General features: G+C 70.3%; 7 protein-coding genes. 2 read left to right on the top strand and 5 right to left on the bottom strand.

Going from position 1 to position 16,817, the window contains the following annotated elements; genetic code table 11:
• Positions 1-45: 45 nt before the first annotated feature.
• A complete protein-coding gene (locus DDF62_RS08850) occupies positions 46-7,956 on the bottom strand; it encodes a beta strand repeat-containing protein (protein ID WP_116488785.1) in 7,911 nt (2,636 codons plus the stop codon).
• A 27-nt stretch (positions 7,957-7,983) separates the two neighbouring features.
• On the bottom strand, positions 7,984-9,684 hold the full coding sequence (locus DDF62_RS08845) for a ShlB/FhaC/HecB family hemolysin secretion/activation protein (protein WP_244286769.1): 1,701 nt from the start codon (positions 9,682-9,684) through the stop codon (positions 7,984-7,986).
• 306 nt (positions 9,685-9,990) lie between these two features.
• On the opposite strand from DDF62_RS08845, the gene DDF62_RS08840 reads away from it, so the two are divergent.
• Positions 9,991-11,157 carry an alkaline phosphatase gene (locus DDF62_RS08840; RefSeq protein ID WP_244286768.1) on the top strand — a complete coding sequence of 389 codons (1,167 nt, stop codon included), beginning with the start codon at positions 9,991-9,993 and terminating at the stop codon, positions 11,155-11,157.
• Here the strand turns inward: DDF62_RS08840 and DDF62_RS08835 are convergent.
• Both DDF62_RS08835 and DDF62_RS08830 read right to left on the bottom strand, forming a co-directional pair.
• The gene (locus tag DDF62_RS08835) at positions 11,154-12,071 is read right to left on the bottom strand and encodes a FecR family protein (RefSeq protein ID WP_116488782.1); all 918 of its coding nucleotides are present in this window, start codon (positions 12,069-12,071) and stop codon (positions 11,154-11,156) included. The two genes, DDF62_RS08840 and DDF62_RS08835, sit on opposite strands and share 4 nt — an antisense overlap.
• The gene (locus DDF62_RS08830) at positions 12,056-12,592 is read right to left on the bottom strand and encodes an RNA polymerase sigma factor (RefSeq protein WP_244286767.1); all 537 of its coding nucleotides are present in this window, start codon (positions 12,590-12,592) and stop codon (positions 12,056-12,058) included. Before DDF62_RS08830 ends, DDF62_RS08835 begins: the two co-directional genes overlap by 16 nt.
• Before the next feature lie 209 nt (positions 12,593-12,801).
• Here DDF62_RS08830 and DDF62_RS08825 point away from each other — a divergent pair, with 209 nt between their 5' ends.
• Positions 12,802-15,804, top strand: coding sequence for a TonB-dependent receptor (locus DDF62_RS08825; protein ID WP_165832211.1), 3,003 nt, complete (start codon positions 12,802-12,804; stop codon positions 15,802-15,804).
• Here DDF62_RS08825 and DDF62_RS08820 read toward each other — a convergent pair.
• Positions 15,801-16,814 (bottom strand): hypothetical protein, encoded by a 1,014-nt coding sequence (locus DDF62_RS08820; protein WP_116488779.1) that lies wholly within the window; start codon positions 16,812-16,814, stop codon positions 15,801-15,803. The two genes, DDF62_RS08825 and DDF62_RS08820, sit on opposite strands and share 4 nt — an antisense overlap.
• Positions 16,815-16,817: the final 3 nt, after the last annotated feature.

The following is a 16,817-nucleotide window of genomic DNA, read 5'->3' as shown; positions in this document are numbered from 1 at the left end:
CTCGAGGCAAGGCGGGCGCCGTGCTGGCGCCCGCCTTGTCGCGTCCTACGGCAGGGCCGCGACGATCTTGCCGGCGTCGACCGTGGTCGTTTGACGTGGGCAGCCTTCGCCCTGGCAGGCGGGGCCCTCGGTCTGGAGGTTGGGTTCGGGGTCCCAATCGAGGGTGAAGTCGGGGGACTGGGTCACATGCTTGAGCAGGATGGAGCCTTCCTGCTCGATCACCGGGAACCGCTGGATCGTGAAGATCGCGCCGGTGAAGGTCAGGTCGTAGTTCGACGACAGGCTGAGGCTTCCACGCGAGACGACATAGTCGCCCGGCGCTTCACCCGCGCCCCTCAGGAGCAGGCCGCTGAACGCGTCGCCGGTCGCCAGCGAGCCCGAACTGATGCGATAGGTCAGGACAGGGTCGCCCTGGCCGAAGGGCTTGGACAGGCTGTCGGCCGACACTGTCACCTGCCGGCGCAGGATGTCGGCCAGGTCGCTGCTCACCGCGCCGAGGTGGTAGTTGGCGGCGTCGGCGCCGGCCAGGGCCGCGCCTGACACGGTCACCGTCTTGCCCGCGCCGGCGTTCCTGTCGCCGAAGGCATAGGTTCCCGAGGCCGAGACCGTTTCACCGGCGAGCACGCCGGTCAGGACGATCGAACCCGTGGCGGTGGTCGCGCCGTCATAGGTCTTGTCGTTGGCGATCAGGGCGCCGGTCAGCGCCCTCTTTAAGATGTCGGCGACATCGGAGGACACCCCGGCAAGGCTGTAGTTGGCGGCGTCGGCCCCGGACAGGGTCACGCCCGAAGCTGTCACGGTCTTGCCCACGCCGGCGTTCTTGTCGCTGAAGGCGTAGGTCCCGCCGGCCGAGACGGTGTCGCCGGCGACCACGCCGGTCAGGCCGACCGAACCGGTGGCGATGGTCGCGCCGTCATAGGTCTTGTCGTTGGCGATCAGGGCGCCGGTGAGGGTCTTCCTGAAGATGTCGGCGACGTCGGAGGAGACCCCGGCAAGGCTGTAGTTGCCGGCGTCGGCGCCTGACAGGGTCACGCCCGAAGCCGTCACGGTCTTGCCCACGCCGGCGTTCTTGTCGCCGAAGGCGTAGGTTCCGCCGGCCGAGACGGTGTCGCCGGCGACCACGCCCGTCAGGCCGACCAAACCCGTGGCGATGGTCGCGCCGTCATAGGTCTTGTCGTTGGCGGTCAGGGCGCCGGTGAGGGTCTTCCTGAAAATGTCGGCGACGTCGGAAGACACCCCGGCAAGGCTGTAGTTGCCCGCATCGGCGCCCGACAGGATCATGCCCGAAGCCGTCACCGTCTTGCCAGCGGCGGCGCTCTTGTCGGCGAAGGCGTAGGTTCCCGAGGCCGAGACTGTGTCGCCGGCGACCACGCCGGTCAGGCCGACGGAACCGGTGGCTCCGGTCGCGCTGTCATAGGTCTTGTCGTTGGCGGTCAGGGCGCCGCTGAGCGTCTTTCTGAAGATGTCGGCGACGTCGGAGGACACTCCGGCAAGGCTGTAGTTGGCGGCGTCGGCGCCGGACAGGGTCACGCCCGAAGCCGTCACGGTCTTGCCGTCGGCGGCGTTTCTGTCGGCGAAGGCGTAGGTCCCGCCGGCCGAGACGGTGTCGCCGGCGACCACGCCGGTCAGGCCGACTAAACCAGTGGCTCCGGTCGCGCCGTCATAGATCTTGTCGTCGGCGATGAGGGCGCCGGTGAGGGTCTTTCTGAAGATGTCGGCGACGTCGGAGGACACCCCGGAAATGCTGTAGTTGCCGGCGTCGGCTCCGGACAGGGTCACGCCCGAAGCCGTCACCGTCTTGCCGTCGGCGGCGTTCTTGTCGGCGAAGGCGTAGGTTCCGCTGGCCGAGACGGTGTCGCCCGAGATCACGCCAGTCAGGCCGACCAAACCCGTGGCGACGGTCGCGCCGTCATAGGTCTTGTCATTGGCGGTGAGGGCGCCGGTCAGAACCTTCCTGAAGATGTCGGCCTGGGCCGAGGCTAGCGGCGACAGCACGTAGTTGCTTGCGTCGGTCCCCGACAGGACAACGCTGGAAGCCGTGACCGCCTTGCCCGCGCCGGCGTTCCAGTCGGCGAAGGCGTAGCTCCCGGCGGCGGAGACGTCGTCGCCCGTGACCACGCCGCTCAGGGTGATCGCACCGGTGGCGGTGGTGCTGCGGTCATAGGTCTTGCTGTCGGCGGTCAGCAGGCCGCCGAGGGTCTTGGGATCGATCCGCAGGGAGCCCACGCCGTAGCTGAAGCCGTAGTTCAGCTCCGAGGTCAGGCTGCCGCTGGCGGTCAGGGCATAGGTCCCCGCGTTCTCGCTGGTCGCGCCCGAGACAACAGGCGTGCCCGACCAGGCGTCGAAGGCCGTGTCGCCGTTCATCAGGCCGGTGATCGCGGCGGAGACCGACGGGATGGCCCCGTTGTAGGTCACGACCTGGCTGACGGGGGTTACCGCCAGGATCGGCTGGTAGGCGTAGACGAAGCGATTGCCGGCGTTGGGCGTCAGCGCGAAGGTCTCGGCCCCGAAGTCGTAGGTCGAGCCGTAGAAGGACTTGCCGGCCAGACCGTTGAAGCTGTTGCCGGCAGTGGAGCCCGTCGGGTCGCCGAACGCCTGGGTGTAGATCAGCCAGCGGCCGGCGGCGTTGGTCGCGGTCACCGCGTCGGCGCCGCGTCCATTGGTGAATACGCCGTCGGAGGCCAGGATCACCGCGTCGCCCGCGCCGCCGGCCACGACCCTGCCGTTGGCCGAGAACGCCATGCCGCCGTGGGAGGCCAGGGAGACGCCGCCGGTGCTGTGGGCCGTCCCGTCGATGATCAGGGACCGGTTGTCGATCAGCCGGAAAAGCCCGCCGGTATTGGTGAAGTCGCCGAGCTGGACCACCTGGTTGGCCGCGCCGAAATCGGCCCCGCCGACCGACGAGCCCGTCAGCCGCTGGGCGGTGATGGCGCCGCCCGCGTTCTGGGTGATGGCTCCGCTTGAGCGCAGGTCCACCGTCTGGCCCGCGGCGGCGACGGGGCCGCGCAGGTCGAAGGCGATCGTGGCGTTGAAGGCGAAGCCGCCGGCGGCGACGCTGATCGTGTCCAGATGGGCCACTTCGTTGGCGCCCAGCAGCACGACGCCGGTTCCAGAAACGACGCCCAGAGAGTTGCTCCGCAGCACGCCTTGCTGGGCGATGTCGGCGGCGGCGTTCAGGGACAGCGCGCCGCTGACTTCGATGACCCGGCCGGGCGTGGCGTCGCCGAAGCGCAGAGCGCCGGCGGTCGAGCTCGCCGAAAGGTCGCCGTCTATATCGGCGGTGACCAGCCGGGTCTCGCCGCCGCCCTTGACCTCGGATGTGGCGCCGGCCGTCAGCTGGCCGATCGTCAGAGGGCCGTTGACGACGGCCACCTTGATCGCGTCCTGCGCCGAAAGGGCCGTGAGCGTGGTGTCGGTGCGGTCCAGATAGACGTCGACGCCGCCGGTCGTGCTGGAAGCCTCGACGACAGTGCTGGCGCCCGCCGAGGTGACGATATTGGCGGCCGTGATCGCGCTCGGCGTCCCCGCGCCCAGGGTCACGTCGCCGCCGGAAGACCGAACCAGCAAGCTATTGCTTCCGGTCCCCGTCAGAACTCCCGATCCAAGTCTGGCGGCGCCGGTCGTGGCGGTGACCTCGATCAGGTCCGCGGCCGTGGCCGAGGCGAGCGCCATGCCGCCGGCGCTGGCGTTGGCCCTGACCTGTCCGGTAGCGGCGCTCAGGGCGCCCAACTGGCCGCTCGTGGCGGTGACGCGAGTGTCGCCGCTGTCGCTGGTTATGTCGCCGCCGATGGCGCCGCCCACGGTCGTGATGGTGATGCTGCCGCCGTAGAGCAGGGGCGTGCCGGTGAAGTCGAAGTCGCCGACCTTGTCGTCGATGGTCCAGGCGCCGGTCTTGGCGCCCAGCGGCGACAGGGCCGCCGCCGAGAAGCCGCCGCCGGTCAGGGTGTAGTCGCCGCCGACCGTGACGCTGGTCGCCACGTTCACGAGGCCTGTCCCGCCGTCCAGGGACACCGACCCGTCGCCGGCGACGCTGTCGAGGGCGATGGCCTGGCCGGTCACGCCGATGTCGCCGTCGCCCAGGCCCGCGCCGGCGCTGAGCTGGGCCAGGCCCAGCACCGCGCCGTTCTGGGCGGTGATGGTCAGCCTGCGATCGGCGTGGATGGCCGCTGCGCCCAGGTCGAGGTCGCCGAGCGTGTCGGTGATCGTGACGTCGCGGATCACGCCGTTGAACAGGGTGGGGGTCAGGGCGTCGCCGAGGAAATCCTGGGCGGTGATCGTGTAGTCGCCGCCGCTGGTGACGGTGGCGCCGGTCTCCAGCGAGCCGCCCATGGCTTCGATCGTGATGTTGTAGGCGGCGATCTCGTCGATCTTCAGGTCGCCGGTCTTCTGCACGACGGTCGCGCTGCCGCCGATCGCCGCGCCGACCAGGGCCACGCCATTGGTGGCCGAGTCGATGTTCACCACGGCGTCGCCGTTGAAGGACATCACCTGCAACCCGCCCAGGCCGCCGCTGGCGGCGTCGGTGTCGACGTAGTTGGCCGCGGTGATCGAAGCCTTGTCGTCGGCCCCGAAGGTCGCGGTGTTGGCGGCGAGCAAGGCCACGCCGTCCGGTGCGGAGGCGCCGCGCAGGGTCGCATTCCCATAGAGCGAAGCCACCACGACGGTCTGGCCGGCCTCGGCCAACCGCACCGTGACGTCGGTGTCCATGGCCGACGCCTCAAGCATCCCGCCGGCCGTGACATGGTCCAGCTGGACGGCGCCGCCGATGAGTTCGAGATCGCCGTCGCTGGAGATCAGGCTGGCCAGGCCGCCATCCAGAAGGCCATCGGTCTCGACATGGACCAGGCCCGCGCCATGCACGGATCCTGTGATCGTCAGGTCGCCGCCGGCGTCGTACAGGCTGACGTCGCCATTGTTGGCCGTGACGGTTCCGACGATCATCGCACCGTCCAGCACCTCGGCATAGACGTCGCCGGCCGTGGCCGTCAGTGTTCCGAAGGTTCCCGGACCGCTGGCGATCGTGATGTCCACGTCAACGCCCCTGACGGTGTCGAGCGCCGCGCTGGTGTCGAGGTGGACCATGGCCGAGCCGCCGGCCGACTTGACCTCGGCCGTGCCCGTGCTTCCGCCAGAGCGGGCGAACACGTTGCTGGCGGTGATCGCGGTGTAGTCGGGATCACCCAGCACGGCGTTGTTGGCGGCCGATACACTGAGGTCGCGGCCCGCGCCGGCGCCGGTCAGGTCGGCCTTGCGCAGTATGGCCTGGCCACCGGTGGAGTTGACGGTGATGTCGTCGCCGGCCGTGGCCGACAGCAGGTCGATGTCGCCCGCCGCCGTGACTTTTACGTCGCCGTCGGCGGTCAGGTCGTAGGCGCTGGTCAGCACATCGAAGGATTCCAGCGTCAGGTCGCCCGTCGCGGCCAGGGCGTTGGTCAGCACCAGGCCGCCGTCGGTGTCGGTGATCGACAGGTTGCGGATCGTGCCGCCGGGGTTCAGCGCCGCGCCGCCCCAGTCACGGGCCTTGGCGGTGTAGTCGCCTCCGTTCACCGTGACGTTGGTGGCGTTGGCCGTGCCGTTCGACGCATCGAGCCAGACGCTGTAGCCGCTGACCGTGCCGACGTTGAAGCCGCCGTCGACGCCGATCGAGGCCGTGCCGCCGGCGTTGTCGGCGGTGACCGAGGTCAGGCCGGTGTTCAGGCTGTTGAGGAAGACACGGGCGTCGCCGCCGGTGGAGGTGACGTTGGTGGCGCCGACGCCGCCCGTGCGGCTGACGGAGTTGCCGGCCCCGATTCCGGCCAGGCTGTCCGCGCCGAGGGTGGCCGCGCCCGTAGCGACGACCGAGAGGGAGCCCGTGCCCGTGATCGTGGCCTTGCGCAGGGCCGCCGAGCCATCCAGGGCCCGCACCAGGATCGTGCCGTTGGACGAGGCCGTGGCCACCGTGGCGTCGCCGGTCGTGGCGGTGACCGTGACGCTGTTGGCGCCGGAGAACAGGCCGCCGGCCCCGGTGTTGGCGGTGACGCCCGTAGCGCCGGTCAGGGTCAGGTTGCGCGTCGCGACGACCTGGGTCGCCGAATTGGCCGTCAGGTCGCCGGCCGTGGTGGTGACGGTGACGTCGCGCCCGCCGACATTGCCGGTGATCACCAGCGCCTTGGCGTTGTTCAGGATCACGTCGTTGGCCGTGGCCTGCACGCTGATCGCGCGGTCGATCTGATTGTCGCCGCTCAGGTCCACGCCCGTGGCGCCCGACGCTGAGAGAGAGTTGGCGGTGACCACGCCGGCCGTCTGGCTCAGCGCGCCGCCGCTCGACACCAGGGTGACCTGCCCAGCGGCGCTGTAGTTTCCGGTCAGGGCCAGGCTGTCGCCGCCGGTCCAGATCAGGTGCTTGGTCGAGGAAGCCGACCCCAGGGTCGAGCCGGTGCTCCCGGAGATCCAGACGTCGCCCGCCGCTACGCCGCTGCCTTCGGTGATGGCCGAGCCGACATTGACCGCGCCGGTCGTGGAGCGAGCCGTGACATGGCCGTCGTCGGCGGCGCCCACGCCGGTCGACTTCAGGGTCGCGCCGCTGGCCAGGAGATCGCCGCCGGTGGCGACGACTTCCACATCGTCGCCGGCCGTGGCCGAGGTGGTGATCGTCGCCGAGCCGTTGGAGGCCGTCAGGGTGATGTCGCGCGCGGCGGTCGCGTTGTTCACGCTGACGCTCTCGCCGCTCATCGTCAGGTCGCGGCTGGAAACGCCGGTGGTCAGGGTCGTCGAGGTGGCGCCGCTGATGGTGATGTCGCCGGCCTTGGCGCCCGTTCCTTGCGTCAGTAGCGTGCCGCCCGAAGCCGAGCCGTTGGTCGAGCGGATCAGGATGTGGTTGTCGTCGGCGCCCGTGCCGCTCGTCTTGATGTAGGCCCCGCCGGCCGTGACATTGCCGTCGGCGGTGATTTCGACGTCGTCGCCGGCGAAGATCCGGTTGGTCACATAGGCCTGGGTCGTGCCGGTGACGTAGACGCTGCGCACGGCGTCAACGGTGCTCATGAACACCTGCGGCGCGCTCAGCGTGAGGTCGCGCGCCGAATTGCCCAGGGTCAGCGACGCCGACCCGTTGCTGGTGATCAGGATGTCGCCGGAGGTCGTGGTGGTGGCCGCGCCGACCGAGCTGTTGTTGGCCGACGAGACCGTGACGCCGGTGGCGCCGGTGATCTGGGTGACGGTCGCGCCTGGGCCGCCGGCCGTTACCGTGGCCGCGCCGCTGGTGGCGGTGACCTCGGAGGCGGTGATTGAACCGCTGGTCGTGCTCACCAGAGCCGTCGCGCCGTACACCGTCTGGGCGCTTAGGGCGCCGCTGGACGCGCTGAGCAGAACGTTGCCGGCCGCGTCGATCGAGGCGCTGGTCGCCGAACTCACCGTGCTCATCCGGATCATGGCGTTCGACGCGGCGCGCAGGACGGCGGTCGGATCGGCGGCGCTGACGAAGTTGGCGTCGATCAGGCCCGTGCCGCCGGCGAATACGAACCCGCCGGCGCTCATGGTCGCGCCCGGCGAGACGATCACGCCCTGCGGCGAATAGAACCAGATGTTGCCGCCGGTGGCCGCGCCGACCTTGCCGGTGATCACTGCGCCGTTGTCGATGGCGATCTGGCTGGTGGTCTTGTTCAGTACGATGTCGCTGGCGGAGTCGAACAGGAAGTCCATCGTGTCGCCGCTGCTGACGTGCAGGCTGGACCAGTTGATCACCGTCCGCGGCGCGTTCAGGTCGATCTGCAGGGTGATCGCGTCGGGAAAGGTTATCAGCGGTTGCGAGCCGCCCGAGGAGACGGTGATGTTGCCGGCCCCCGGGATCCCCGGAAGGGTTCCCGCCAGAGCCGGCTGGACCAGCATGGCGGCCACGCCGCACAGGGCCGAAGCGGCGAGCAGGCTGGTCCGGCGCGGCGAACGCGAACCGGTGCGGGAAAGGATCGGGGACTGGGTCATGGAGAGCGCTCCGGAGACTTCAGCGAACTAGAACAGGGCGGCGGACAGCGAGACCAGCACGCGCGAGGACGGTGCGTCGCCGACGCCGAACGGGCTGTCGAAGGGCTTGGCCCAGGTCAGGTCGAGCGCCACCCGGGAGGTCAGCTGCGCGCGCGCGCCTACCCCGGCCGAGGTCAAATCCAGCTTGCCGGCGCCGACGCCCAGGTTGGTCAGTTCGGCCAGGTCGTAGAAGGCGTAGGGACGCCAGGCCGCGCGGCCGCCGTTGAAGGGCAGGGGAACGGTGCTGAACTCCAGCGAAGCCGCCAGGGCGCGATCGCCCGACGCCGACGACGGATCGTAGCCGCGTCCGATCGTCAGGTTGCCGACCCCGTACTCTTCGTAGGACAGCAGCGGGTCGTCGGTGTGCTGCCAGACGACGTTCAGCTTGCCGATCACTGGCCCGGCCAGGCGGCCGCCGATCTCGCCCTCGGTCCGCAAAACGGTGGCCTTGGGCTTGCCCAGGAAGCGCGAGGCCGACAGGTCGCCATAGCGGCTGGCGCCCAGGCCGTTGCTGCCCTGGCGCACCTCGAACACGCCGGTCAGGGCCACTGAGTGCGACGCCAGGCTGGCCGGGGCGTAGTGGCCGTCCAGCCGCAGGAAGAACACCCGCAGGTGATCCTCGGTCAGGGTGGCCAGGCCGCCGCCGAACTCGACCTTCTGGTCGATCCAGTCGAGGCCGACGCCGATGTTGAGGTTGCGGTTGCGATGGCGGGTCAGCGGATAGGTCAGGCGCAGGCTGCCGGCGAAGGAGTCGCCTTCCAGGTCCAGCGGCTTGAGAACGTCGCCCGGCTTGGTCCAGCCCCAGGCGCCCGACAGGTCGGCGGTGAGGCCGTCGGCGCCGATATAGAACCGCTCGGCCACCTGGATGACCCGTTGCTCGTCGCTGGACAGCGTGCCGTAGCCGAGGATCGAGGTGCGTTCGCCCAGCGGCGTGAAGCCGTTGAGGTCCAGGCGCGCCAGGGTCAGGTCGCGGCCGACGGTCTTGGATCCGTAGTTCTGGGCGACCACCGAGCCGTCGACGGCGTCGCGGGCGATGGCGATCTCCAGGTCCAGGGCGCCGTCGCCGGACGCCGAGGGCTTCAGCGCCGACTGGATGCGCACGCCCGGCACGTCGGAGGCCAGCAGCAGGTAGCGCTGGGCGACGTCGAGGTCGAACGGCGCCATGCCGCGCAGCTGGTTGAGGAACCGCACGACCTGCTTCTGCGCTGGGCCCGCGTCGCCGTGATAGTTCACCGCGCCGATCCGGGCCTCGACGACCCTCAGGGTCAGGCGGCCGTCGGCGATGCGCTGCTCGGGAATGACGACATTGGCCAGCACGCCGCGCCGCAGATACAGCGCCGCGACCCGGTCGCGGATGTCGCAGACCGCGCTGAGCGGAGCTTCACGGCCCAGGAACTCGGCATAGGTCGAGGCCAGGGCCTGGTCCGGCACGGCCAGGGCGCCGGAGGTTCCGCCCTGGAAGTCCACGGCCTTCAGCGTGACCTTGATGGGGCTGTCTCGGAAGGCGCAGGGGCCGGCCTCGACACCCTTGAACAGGTCGCCGCGCGGGGCGGCGGCGATGGGGGCGGCGTTGGCCGGGTCGAGCTCCTGGCGCGAGGGCAGGGCGACCTGGGCGAACGCGGGAACGGCGAACAGCAGAGGCGCGCCAACGCACATGGCAGCGCCCGCGCCGACGAGGGCGCGCCGCATACGGAACAAGACTTTCAAGCCCCCAACCCTCCGGCCTGCGAGCGCGACATCGCCCTCAACCTAGACATTACTATGATGCAAAACCGTGCAAGATAACACCGGTCAGCGTACCTGGAGCGTCGTGGTGGGTAACGTCGCGGTCCGAACGGCCCGAAGCGAAACGGCGTAGGCGACGCCTCGTGCGGCCTTGCCTGCGAGTCCGGCGCGGGCGGCGCTCGGATCGCTGTAACAGTCATTTCACACGAATCTCGCGGCGCAGCCGCTAGAAGGCGCATCCGTCGGAGCGAAGTTCGCTTGAGGATGCAGATGCTTAAACACCTTTTCGCCGCCGCTTCGCTGTCGTTGGTGATGTCGTCCACGGCCCTGGCGCAGGGCGCGTCGCCGCCGTCCGCCGCGCCGAAGGCTGAGGCGCCGCGCCAGGCCAGGAACGTCATCGTCTTCCTCGCCGACGCGGGCGGCGTGCCGTCGGTCAACGCCGCCAGCCTGCTTGGCTACGGCGAACCCCTGAAGCTGCATATCCAGAAGTGGCCGAACCTGGGCCTCAGCGAGACCTCGCCGGTCGACCAGTTCGTTTCGGACTCGGCCAACGGCATGTCCTCGATCATGACGGGGGTGAAGACCCGCAACGGCGTGATCAGCCAGTCGCCGGCCGCCGTGCGCGGCAAGGTCGACGGCGCGCCGACCAAGACCCTGCTGGAATATGCCGAGCAGCGGGGCCTGCGGACCGGCGTCGTGACCTCCGAACCGATCACCGACGCCACGCCGGCGGCGACCTACGCCCACTCGAACGACCGCGAGAAGTGGGGAGAGATCTTCCAGCAGGCCTTCTCGCCGCGTTTCGGCGATGGCGTCGACGTGATGTTCGGCGCCGGCCGCCGCAAGATCGGCGAGCAACTCGCCGCGCGCGGAAGCGGCTTCGATCAGCTGGCCAAGGCGCACGACCGGCCCATCTACGCCCAGCTCGAGGACGCGTCTCAGGCCAACACCCGGCCCGTGGTCGTCGCCGACCAGATCGACGTCCGCGCGGCCGCCCTGCGCGCGCTCGACCTGCTGCAGTCCTCGCCCAAGGGCTACCTGCTGGTGATCGAGTGGGACGCCCACACCGACGATCCCCGCAAGGGCCTGCAGAACATCGTCGACCTGGACAAGCTGATCGCCGAGATCGAGGGCCGGGTCGACCTGAAGGACACCCTGCTGCTGTTCACGGCCGACCACTCGTTCGGCCTGCAGGTGGACGGCGGTCGTCGTGGCGAGCCGGTGCTCGAGGGTTATGACGCCTGGAAGGCGGCCGGGAAGGACGAGGACGTCGTCCGCCTGAAGAACGTCATGGTCAACCGCAGCCACACCGGCGAAGAGGTCGTGGCCCTGGCGACCGGCGCGGGCGCCGAGCGCGTGCGCGGCTACTTCCCCAACACCCACTTGTTCCAGATCATGATGGACGCCTGGGGCTGGAAGCCGGACGCGGCCAACTAGGACAACGTCCAGCTTCGTCCGTCGGTTTTGACGGACACCTTGTGCAGGCGACCGACCGCCCTTGCGAAGGCGGCCGTGTCGCCGGCCTCGAACACGCCGTCGACCTGCAGGCGACCCAGCGACGGCGTCGCTATGCGCATGGGCGTGCGGCTGTAGCGGTTCATCTCGGCGACGGCATCGGCTAGCGAGGCGCCGACGAAGCTGATCCGGCCATGATACCAGTCGTCGATCCGCGCGGCCTGGGCGGCCAAGATCGGACCTGGCCGGCCCGACGGCGACAGGCGAACGGCCTGGCCGGGGGCGAGCCGGACCGCAGCCTCGGAACCGTCTTCGGCCGGCCCGGCCGTCACGCCGCCCTCCAGCAGATCGACCTGGGTGAAACCGGCCTTGCGATAGACGTTGAAGCGGGTGCCGGTGACGCGGATGCGTCCGCCCTGGCTCAGCACGTCGAACGGGGCGCCGTCCCGGTGAGCCACGGCGAACAGGGCTTCTCCCGCCTCGAGGACGACTTCACGCCGGTCGCCATCGAACCGCGCCACCAGGCGCGTGGCGGTGTTCAGCGTGACCCGCGAGCCGTCGGGCAGGGCGATCGTCCGCCGTTCGCCGACGGCGGTCTCGTAGGCGATGGGGCGCTGGTTCCAGAGCAGGACGCCGCCGACGGCGAAGCCCGCGGCGAGGGCGCCACCGGCGATCAGGCCGCGACGGCTGACCAGGGCGCCGTTGGTCTTGCGCTCGTCCAGGCCGAAGTCGGCGGCGTCCAGTTGGCCCAGCGCATCCCAGACCTCGCCGACCTCGCCCTGTTCGGCGGTTGGCGAAACGGGACGCCCCTGCTCCTCGCGCAGGCGATCGGCGACGAAGGCGTCGGCCTCGTCGTCGCGCGGCGGGCGGTTAAACGGGATTACAGCTCGAACCATCCACAATCCTTCAGCCTGTGCCGGCAGCGGGCGAGCGCGTCGGACATCAGGCGCTGGGTCGTCCGCAGCGGCGTGCGCGTGCGGGCGGCGATTTCTACCAGGGTCAGCCCCTCGACGCGGTGCATCATCAGCACCAGGCGCTGTTCGCGGGGCAGGGCGGCGATGGCGCGGCGCAGCAGGACGGCGTTCTGCTGCCAGCGCACCTCGTCGAACGGCGAGGGGCCCTCGTGCGCCAGATCCTCGGGCAGCTCGACATGCCGGTCGCCGCCGCGACCCAGCCGTCGCCGGCGCAGATCGCGCGCGACGCTGTCGGCGGTCTTGAACACGTAGGTGGCGTTGAATTCGGGCGGCGGGATCCCCGCCGCCAGCCGCGTCAGCCGCAGATAGATGTCCTGCAGCGCGTCCTCGACATCGGCGGGGACGAGAAAGCGACCAAGATACCGGCGCAGCCGCGCGTCGAACCGCTGCACGAGGTCGACCATGATCGCGGTGGTCGGTGCGGCCGGCTCGGGGGCTCTCATCGGTGGGTCGACGCCGTCAAACATTCGCACTCGGTCACGCCTCTACTTCAAGAAACGCAGCGCTGTCGACAGGCCGCCAAATGCGATGAGCCGATGTCATCATTCCATTGCAGGGCGCCCATAGAAGCCGCCCAGTCGCGGGGTTCATTCACGGATCGTCCCACATGGGCGGTGACGGTCGTCACGCTTTTCTTCGGTCCCTGGGAGGCGTGGCGCTGTTGGTCGCGATCGCGCCGACCGGAGCCTGGGCGGGCGATCGCACCCCGAGTTTCGACGTTGCCGCCCAGCCCCTGTCGTCGGCGCTGCGCGAGCTGGCGCGCCAGGGCAGGGTGCAGGTCCTGTTTTCGGCCAGGGACATGGAAGGCCGGCGCAGCCGCGCCGTCGTCGGGCGCATCGAGGTCTGGCGCGCGTTCGACATGGCCCTGGCCGACGCGGGCTTCGAAGCGCGCCGCATCGACGCCCGCACCTTCGTCATCGCCGCCCAGGCCCGGCCGCCCCGCATGGCCCTGGCGCTGGCGCCTCAGGTCTCGGCCACGGAACTGGAGCCGCTCCTTGTGCTGAGCGCGCGGTCGAGCGTCGACACCGTGGCGCGTCGCCTGGCGGCGGACCTGGCCGAGGCCACTCCGCTGCGTCGCCTGACCCGGGACGACATGGAGCGCGGGGCGGCCCAGAACCTCTCCGAGGCCCTCGGCGACCTGCCGGGCATGACGGTGATCAACACCGGGAGGTCCTTCATCGGCGGCATCGACTCGGCCTCGCGGGGAGAGGGGCTGTACGCGGGCTATCGCGGCCTGAACGCCGAATACAATCTCACCATGATCAACGGCGTTTCCGTGGCCCAGGGCCTGCCGTACTCGCGCGGCGTTCAGCTGAACCTCCTGCCGCCCGACGCCTTCCAGGCGGTGGTGGCGCACAAGACCGGGCGGGCCGACCTGGACGGCGACTTCATCGGCGCGGCGCTCGACTTCCAGACCCCGGGACCAGGGGACCGCTCGCGCTCTCCACAGACGGTCGTCACCCTTGGCGGCCGGGTCGAGACGCGGGCGCGCGACTACGGCGCTTCCGGCCTGGGCGGGCATTTGCAGGTCGAGCACAGCCGCCGTTTCGGCGCCGAAGGGCAGGTAGGGCTCTATGTCGCCGCCGCCTACGAGGACCGCGGTTTCCTGAACTCCGAACTGGCCGGGGTGATGGCGGCTCAGAACGACCGGGGCTGGGCCTACGGCGTTTCCGGCTCGGCCGCTGGCGGTCCGGTCGACCCGAACCGGCCGCAGGACAACCTCGTCCAGACCAGCCTCAATGTCGGGGTGTCCAGCGGCGGCAGCCGCCTGCGGAACTACGCGCTGGCGCTGGACTGGAGCGTCCGGCCGGGCCTGGATGTGCGGCTGAACGCCACCCACGCTCGCGCCGACACCGAGCAGAACTCGACCTTCAGCCAGGTGGTCAGCGGCGCCCAGGCCTGGCTCGACGACGGGACCGGGGCTTTCCGATTGTCGGTTCAGGACCTGTCGACGCGCGTCTGGTACGAGACCAATCCCGACAGCGTTGCGCTGTCGACGGCGAGCCTCGCCGCCGACCTCGTCTCCGGCCGCTGGCGTCTGTCGCCCTACCTTTTCGCCAGCCACGGCGAGAGCGCGCGACCGGACCACCTGGAAGCCTCGGCCTGGATCAACCAGAACGACGGCTACAACATCGGCCAGTCGCCGCGCGCGTTCGGCGGGGTGACGGTGACCTATCGCGACGGCCTGCCGGTTCCGCAGTGGCCCCGGAGCGTGGTCGACGACCTTAACGGCGCCGGGCGGGTCCTTCTGGCCCGACGCGCCGGCCAGCGCACCGAGCAGTTCAGCGACCAGACGCGATATGGCGGGGGCTTTGGCCTGACCTTCACCCCGCCGACCGGCCCGTGGCGCAGCATCCGGGCGGGGGGCAAGATCAGCCGCAGCCATCGAAGCCTCACCGACCGCAATTGGACCAACGCCTTCTTCGCCGACATCTATCGAAAGGCGGGGCTGACCTGGGAGGCGCTGGGCATCGCCGACGGGACCTACGCCCGGGTCTTTCCAGGTCTCTACGACTGGTCGATTCCGCGGATCGATCACGACCGGCTCGCGGCCTATTTCCAGGCCAACCGCACGGCCGAAAGCTTCGACAGCTGCGGCGCGCTCTACGTCAACAACCTCAACTGCAACAGCCAGTCGGGCAGCGAGACGGTGGGCGCGCTCTACGCCATGGCGACATACGCGCCGGGCCCCTGGGAGGCCCAGTTCGGCTTGCGTCACGAGCACGCCCTGATCCGCAACCGCTTCTGGGTGATGCCCGACGCGAGCAGCGGCGAGACGGCGGGGGACTGGGGGCGCAGCCGTAGCCGTTATGACAAGCTGCTGCCCAGCGTGAACCTGTCCTACCGCGCGGACGACCGCAGCGTCTGGCGGGCCTCGGCCTGGCGCGCCTACAGCCGCCCGGCCTTCATGCAGTTGGCCGGCGGCGAGCGGACCGCGACCGTCGACGGCGTGACCACCGTGACGCGCGGCAATCCAGACCTGAAGAGCGCCGACGCCTGGAACCTCGACCTGTCGCACCAGCGCTGGCTGCCGGGCGGCGGGGTGCTGGGCGTCTCGGCCTACGCCAAGTTCATCGACCACTACCTGTTCGAGAGCGGTTCGAGCCTGGATTTGGGCGCTATCCCGGATGACGGAGCCGTCCGGGTGGTCATGCCGCGCAACGGCGGACACGGCCGCACGCGCGGCCTCGAGGTCGAGTGGTATCAGCCCCTGGGCGATCCGCTTGGGCTGGGCGGCCGGGCCAGCCTGGACATGAACGCCAGCCGCCAGTGGACCCGCGTCGATCTCGGCCCGAGCCTGGGTCGCGCCCAGCCGATGCTGAGCGCTCCCGAATGGTTGGGCAACGCCGAGCTGGCCTACAGCCAGGGCCGGGCCTCGCTCTATCTGAGCCTGAACTACACGGGCGCCTATCTGTCGGCCTATGACATCCTCGGCGCGCAGGGCGACTGGGACAATCAGTGGGTTAGGCCCGTGACGCGCCTGGACGCACGGGTGCGCTGGCGCTTCGACGAGCGTACGCGGCTGGACGTGATCGCGACCAACCTGACTGGCGCCTACAGCTACTGGGCCCATGTGGGGCGCGACACGACCGCGCTTTCCGACGTGGTGGATTCTGGGCGGCGCGTCGTCGTCAGTCTGCGGCGGGTGTTCTAGAACCCGGCCGAGCGGAGCGCCCGGTCGAGCCCCGTGTCGCCTTCGGCGTCCAGCAGCGCCTTGATCTGGTCAGCGCCCAGCCGCTCCAGCGCCGGATTGCGCAGGCGGGTCCGGTAGGCCGCGCCGTCCGCGACGGGATGGCCGAAGCGCGGCGCCAGGCGGGCCAGGCCCGCATCGGCGGCGTGGACGGCCGCCTCGGCGTGAATCCAGTTGTCGTCGGCGGCGTTGCTGATCAGGCATTCGCGCGTCGGGCGGACGGGATATGTCCATTCGACGCGGGCGATGATCGCCGCCGCGCGCAGCCAGCCCGCGACCTTCCGTTGGTCTCCGTCGACAGGGGCCGCATGGGCGCAGGCCTGGGCCAGGATCGTCGTCGGCGGCAGGCCGCGCGCCATGGCCTCGGCCAGGCCCAGAACGTGATGGGCTCCCGCGCCCGCGATCGCGCCTTCCGGACCCAGGGTCCCGTCTTCGCGCCATGTGAAGACCAGGGCCTTGGCCCAGTCGTGCCACAGGATCGCGGCGGTCAGGACGTCCCGATCGACGGGAACGCCGCTCTCGGCTTCGTAGAGGTCGGCAAGCGCCATGCCGGCGCGCAGGTTGAAGGCCTCGTGGGCGACCAGGCCGCCGGGCCAGTCGTGGTGCGAGCCGGCGTTGCCGCCCGGCGCGGCGGAGATCGGCTGCGGCAGGGAGGGGCAGCCCTCGCCATCGCTCAGGGGCGGGAAGACTGTGCGGCGCTGCTGTTCGGCCTGGGAGGCGTCGACGGGCGGGAGCAACAGGCCCTCGTCGCGGAGCTGCTGCAGGATCGATGTCTCGCCGGCGTGCGTCAGGCCCATGCGGTGGCGCACGCAAGGCTGCGGCTGAAGAGCCGCCACGGTCTCGTTTCGCAGGTGATCCTGCGTCAGGCCGTCCGCCGCGGCGCGCAGTTGTTCGAGAGCGGCAGTGGTGCGCGGAGCCGGGGGCGAGGCCTCGCCAGGCGCGGCGAGCAGCAGGGCGGTCAGCAAGCCGATCATCGG

The organism is Caulobacter radicis, assembly GCF_003094615.1.
Classification (GTDB): Bacteria; Pseudomonadota; Alphaproteobacteria; order Caulobacterales; family Caulobacteraceae; genus Caulobacter; species Caulobacter radicis.
Note: the sequence above shows the minus strand (reverse complement) of the source record. Positions and strands in the feature narration are given on the sequence as shown.